The organism is Campylobacter sp., assembly GCF_017646085.1.
Lineage (GTDB): Bacteria > Campylobacterota > Campylobacteria > Campylobacterales > Campylobacteraceae > Campylobacter.
Genome location: NZ_JAGCNF010000095.1, coordinates 1 through 4,476, shown reverse-complemented (window position 1 = coordinate 4,476; position 4,476 = coordinate 1). Strand labels below are relative to the sequence as shown.

Genomic DNA, 4,476 nt, shown 5'->3' with positions numbered 1-4,476 from the left:
TATATCTACTAAAAAGCTCTTTACCTACACCGCTCTCACCCATTATCATTACACTTACATCTGTTTGAGCTGCCTTTTTGGCGATGTTTAGAGTTTTATCTAAATTTGCAGATATAGATAAAAAACTACTATTTTTTATATTTGGAGTAGTATCTGGTTTTTTAGCTTTAGTTTTTTGAGTTATTACGCTAGTCCGTTTAATTGCTGTAGCCAAAGTATCAATATCAAATGGTTTTGTCAAAAAGTCCTTAACTCCTAGTCGAACGCTCTCAATAGCTCTATTTAGTGTGGCATTTCCTGTCATAATAATTACATCATATTTGCCACCAAGTTCTTTTATAAACTCTAGCCCATCCATTCCAGGCATGTTTATATCAGTTACTATGACATCAGTATCATTACTTAATTTTTTAAGTGCTTCAGTGGCACTTTTATAAGATTTTACACTAAACTCTTCATAATCACCTAGAGCAATTTCAAGTGATTTGCGCATATTTATATCATCTTCTACGATTACAATATTCATGATTTACCTTATGATTTTGTGTATTGTAGCACCTTGGGGCTTAAATTCCACTATAAAGCGGATAGGGGTGATAGTTAATTCTGTGGTAAAAAGAGCTGAGTTTGGATATGTAGTTGAGTTATCTAGAATTCTTACTTCTTCTGAAACAAAGCAGTCAAATAGCTCATTTTTGTGTAAATTTAAATACTCATAAGCAGTTAAATTTGCCGGTTTTGAGATCGGGATAGAGCATATAATTTGACTATTCTTATATCCTTTAACCATCGATCTAGATATGGTGATCTCATCGCTACTAAGTATCCCATTGACGGTAATTAATCTAGCCCAAAAGATAAACTCATCACCGCCAAATAGGTTATTTAGCACAAATATTAATAAGCAAAAAGTTCTAGCCACTTTTCTCTATCTATTTTTAGCTCCATTTCAACTCTATATAGACCATCTTTAAAGTCTTGGTTGATTACTGAAGCATTTTTAATAAGGCCTAAAACTCTGCCTTCAATAACTGAACTTTGCAACATTGCATCTTTTACTGTATCTTTAGCATTAATTTTAACGCCATAAAGTTTAGCTGCTAGCTGTCTATGGCCATCTGTGATTGCTGAGCGTTTAGCTAATGCACGAGCCTGAGCTGGACTAACAGTATCAAGCGGCGGAATTCCCTCGCCAATAGCGCTAAATGCCACCTCATTATCAGCATTCATAGCTGGGATCATTTTTTCATTTTGAATGATCTCTCTAATATCCTCTTTATCTACTTTTTGGACAATTACCTCAGCTGGTTGTTGATTAGAACCAGATGCATTTGCACAACCTGCTAATGCTAAACCTGCAACCAGTGTGTATAAAACTCTTTTCATACCTTACAACCTTTTAAATTTGAATTTAAATTCTATAAAGCAAATATTATTCCACTTCTTCAATTTTTGCCATTTGTTCAGCTATAAAATCATCATCGATGATATCCATATCTTGATCATCGCTCTCTTCTTTAGGGCATCTTGCAATGCTGACAACTTCATCGCTACCGACATTTACAACGATTACGCCGCTTGTGTTGCGACCAGCTTTTCTGATTGTTTGCATATCTACTCTAATCATCTTGCCGCTGCTTGTAAGAGCCATTAAATCCATGCTTTCATCTACCATAACTACACCGACTAGGTCTTTGGTTTTTGATGTTAGTTTCATACAAATAACACCCTTACCGCCACGGCTTTGAAGTCTATACTCATCAGCAGTTGTACGTTTGCCTATACCTTTTTGGCTAACGCTTAGAATTTCTTGCGTATCGTTCTCTATGACGACAGCACCTACTACTTCATCGCCTTCTTCTTTAAATCTGATAGCAGTTACTCCACGGGCTACACGACCAATTTGTCTAACTTTGCTTAGTGGAAATTTAATACACATACCTTTTTTAGTTACGACAAATAACATCTTTTCATCGCTAGATTCTGGAAGCTCATCAATACTTTCAAGAATATGCTCTATTTGACTCTCTTCAAGTTGGGATATTGCTTCTATTTCGCTATCAATAACCTCTTCAAGTGCATCAAATCCACTCTCTTCAAGCTCATTTTCTACTATTATATCTGGATCATCTACTACTTTTTCATCATAGTCACTTGTGGCTATAACTACTGTTACTAATTCATCGTTTTCATCTAAATTTATAGCTTTAATGCCGATACTTCTGATGTTTTGATATTCACTTAAATTTGTTCTTTTTACAAGGCCATTTTTAGTAAAGAATGCCAAAGATTTATTTTTAGAAAAATCAGTAGTTGGAATAATTGCCTTAATCTTTTCATCTGGTTGAAGATTGATTAAATTTGCTACAGCTTTTCCTTTAGCTGTGCGGCTACCTTCTGGGATTTTATATACTTTTAGCCAATAGAGTTGCCCACGATCAGTTACAAACATAAGAGTATCGTGGCTCATACAAGTAAAGAAACTCTCTATAAAATCATCATCATATGTAGTTACTGCGACTTTGCCTTTACCGCCACGTTTTTGTTTTTCATAACTTTTACTTGGCACACGCTTGATATAACCTCTGTGAGTGATGGTTACTACCATATTTTCATTAGGGATTAGGTCTTCTACGTCAATATCGTCATAATCATCGATAATTTCAGTAATTCTTGGACATTTAAATTTAGATTTAATCTCTAAAAGCTCATCTTTTATAATGGCTTCAATTAGCTCTTCGCTTTTTAAGATTGCATCAAGAGTATTAATTAATTCTAAGATCTCTTTTAGCTCTGCTTCTAGCTTTTCACGCTCTAATCCAGTGAGTTTGCTTAATCTCATATCCAATATTGCATTACTTTGCAGCTCGCTTAGGCCAAATTTACTCATTAATCCATCTCTAGCATTTGCTGTATCGGCGCTTGTTTTGATTAGAGCTATTACATCATCTATATTATCTAAAGCAATTTTAAGCCCTTCAAGGATATGGGCTCTAGCTTTTGCTTTTTGTAAATCAAATATAGTTCTTCTAATAATTACTGTTTTTCTATGGTTTAAGAATAGTCTTAAAAGCTCAATTAGTGAAAATATCTTTGGTTCTTTATTATTTATAGCTAGCATAATCACCCCAAATGTTACTTCCATTTGAGTTGATTTAAAGAGATTATTTAAGACAATATCACTCATTGCATCACGCTTAAGTTCGATAACTAGGCGAATTCCATCCCTATCGCTTTCATCGCGAACCTCACTAATGCCTTCTATTTGTTTTTCTTTTACTAGCTCAGCAATATCAGAGTGCAATTTGCTCTTATTTACCTGATACGGAAGCTCATCGACTACGATTACATCTTTGTTTTGCTTTTTTTCTATGTGTGTTTTAGCTCGAAGTTTAATTCTGCCTCTACCAGTACGGTAAGCCTCCATTATTCCCTTTTTGCCAAAAATTATACCGCCAGTTGGAAAATCTGGCCCTTTAATATGAACCATTATATCTTCTAGTGTGGCATCCTTGTCATCAAGTAATACTAAAAGCCCATCTACAAGCTCATCAAGGCTATGTGGCGGAATATTTGTTGCCATACCTACTGCAATACCGCTTGAGCCATTTAAGAGTAAATTTGGCACTCTAGCTGGAAGTACATCTGGCTCGACCATGCTATCATCATAGTTTGGAATAAAATCAACTGTATCTTTATCTAAATCTTTTAATAGCTCTTCAGCTAGTACTGTCATTCTAGCCTCAGTATAACGCATAGCAGCAGCATTGTCGCCATCAACGGAACCAAAGTTTCCTTGTCCATCGACAGCTGGCACCCTCATAGAAAAGCTTTGTGCCATTCTAACAAGTGCGTCATATACGGCAGTATCGCCATGCGGATGATATTTACCTATTACGTCACCGACGATACGGGCGGACTTTTTATATGGACTGCGACTACCTACGCCTAAGTCATTCATAGCATATAAAATTCTTCTATGAACCGGCTTTAATCCATCTCTAGCATCTGGCAAAGCTCTACCAATAATAACGCTCATCGAATAGTCTAGATAGCTAGCTTTTATCGAGTCCTCTACATCTATGGTTGTTACGTCTTGATTTGAGTTAAAAATATTATCTTCCATTTTTTTCCTTGAAAAATCTGCTCAATATTTTATCCCAAATTTAATAAATATTAGCTAAAAAGTATGGAATTATTATATTTTAATAGCTAGAAATTAGTAAAAAATTATTTAAAATTATCCTTATTTATTTGTAGTAATGGCTAAATATTTTATTTAAATTACACTTTATAAATTAGATAATAAAAGCGGCGAAGTCAAGAGTCAAGACTGTACTTGATTGTTTTTGTCAACCCAGCTACTAATAATAAATATGTTGATTTGCGTAAATCTTGGCATAGATTGTTAAAAACCAATAATCTACCTAGGCTTAGATTACACGATATAAGACATTTGATAGCAACTTATTCTAT

Annotated in this window: 4 protein-coding genes; all 4 read right to left on the bottom strand. The window is 34.6% G+C overall.

Annotated elements, in window-relative coordinates; all coding sequences use genetic code 11:
• Positions 1-526, bottom strand: a 526-nt coding sequence (locus J6V67_RS04965) for a response regulator (RefSeq protein WP_291859618.1), incomplete at its 3' end; no start/stop codon positions are given.
• A 3-nt stretch (positions 527-529) separates the two neighbouring features.
• A complete protein-coding gene (locus J6V67_RS04960) occupies positions 530-922 on the bottom strand; it encodes a hypothetical protein (protein WP_291859615.1) in 393 nt (130 codons plus the stop codon).
• Entirely contained in the window at positions 898-1,386 is a 489-nt protein-coding gene (locus J6V67_RS04955) for an LPP20 family lipoprotein (RefSeq protein ID WP_086225565.1), read from the bottom strand. The genes J6V67_RS04960 and J6V67_RS04955 overlap by 25 nt, the downstream gene beginning before the upstream one ends.
• A 46-nt stretch (positions 1,387-1,432) precedes the next feature.
• On the bottom strand, positions 1,433-4,126 hold the full coding sequence (gene gyrA / locus J6V67_RS04950) for a DNA gyrase subunit A (protein WP_291859608.1): 2,694 nt from the start codon (positions 4,124-4,126) through the stop codon (positions 1,433-1,435).
• Positions 4,127-4,476: the final 350 nt, after the last annotated feature.